The sequence below is a fragment of the Spirosoma spitsbergense DSM 19989 genome (genome assembly GCF_000374085.1).
GTDB lineage: Bacteria > Bacteroidota > Bacteroidia > Cytophagales > Spirosomataceae > Spirosoma > Spirosoma spitsbergense.
This window is the reverse complement of record NZ_KB893536.1, coordinates 1-1,252: the sequence shown is the minus strand read 5'-3', so window position 1 is coordinate 1,252 and position 1,252 is coordinate 1. Positions and strand designations below refer to the sequence as shown.

General features: G+C 47.9%; 1 protein-coding gene. It reads right to left on the bottom strand.

The genetic code is table 11. The annotated features are described in order from the left end of the window. Window positions 1-288 precede the first annotated feature (288 nt). Complete coding sequence (locus tag B157_RS0114005; protein WP_020603940.1) at window positions 289-1,158, bottom strand: sugar phosphate isomerase/epimerase family protein; 870 nt, start codon at window positions 1,156-1,158, stop codon at window positions 289-291. Window positions 1,159-1,252 lie beyond the last annotated feature (94 nt).

Genomic DNA, 1,252 nt, shown 5'->3' with positions numbered 1-1,252 from the left:
CAAACGGATCAGTTATGGGCTACCAAATTTCGCTCATCTTCGGCTCAGAGTACTAGCCCAAGCCATCTGACCACAAGAATTGTCAGAGTACCAATTAAGTTGAGGTATTACGTTAAACACGGTTTCCTTTTAAGAGTAGCTGGTTTGATGGTAAATCCGCTAATGTGGTGTCGGATTTCGGAATCGTACCGGAAGATATCAGCAGAAGACGGGGTACCTAACAGCAAAAGCCACATCGGTTGACTCCGATATGGCTTTTGCTGTTAGGTACTGATGTCGGTGGTCAGGCTACACTGCCAGCACTTTCATATAGTCTGCGTCATTTTTCATACTCACCATAACCGGGCCGGGGTACTCCTCCTGCTCGACCAGGAAATACTTGATACCACTGTCCATAGCGACACGCAGCGTCTTTTTAAAGTCTACGCTACCTTTACCCAGGTCATTCTGAACGGGCTTACCGGCATTCATGGTATAATCTTTTACGTGGCAAAGTTCATACCGCTTACCGTACTTTTTGAGGTGGTCGGCGGTATTAACACCCGCTACGTCAATCCAGCATAAATCCAGTTCAAACATCACGTACTTTGGGTCGGTATTAGCCAGCAGGAAATCCTGCGGGAGTTTACCATCCAGCGGCCGGAATGAATAGTCGTGATTGTGGTATCCGAATTTCAGGCCCGCTTTTTTCACCTGTTCGCCAACGGTATTGAATTCGTCGGCAATTTTCTTCCAATCGTCCCAGGTTTTCTGCGGACCTATGTACGGACAAAGCAGGTACGTCAGGCCCGCATCGTGCGCCATTTCGATACTCTTCTTCAACTGGTCGGGCTTTTCAACGTCGCCCCGGTAGTTGAAGTGCGTACTTACCATTTTCACCCCCAGCCCATTCAGAAATGATTTAATCTCTTTAGGCTCCATACCCCACAAAAACCCCTGTGGGCCGCTGTAGCTTTCAAACTGCTTATATCCCATTTGGGCCAGTTGCGTCATGATGCCTTTAGGGTCCTTCGTTATCACGTCCCGAACGCTATAAAGTTGAGCACCAAACGGGCTGATCGTCCTCGATGGCGCGTTAGCGAATAAGGTTGATTGACTAAGGGCAAAAGCACCAGCCGTGAGCAGGCCGGACTGTTTCAGAAAATGACGTCGTTGCATAGTTACTGAAGTTACGCAGGGTCAATGTTTAACAAGAGATTCTTTTGTTGGAGAAACCGGAGTTCAGCTAAAGCTGCCTGAATGGCTTTGATAT

Excerpts from the sequence above, each read along its gene's own strand:
- B157_RS0114005 (WP_020603940.1), bottom strand. The coding sequence starts at position 1,158 with ATGCAACGACGTCATTTTCTGAAACAGTCCGGCCTGCTCACGGCTGGT.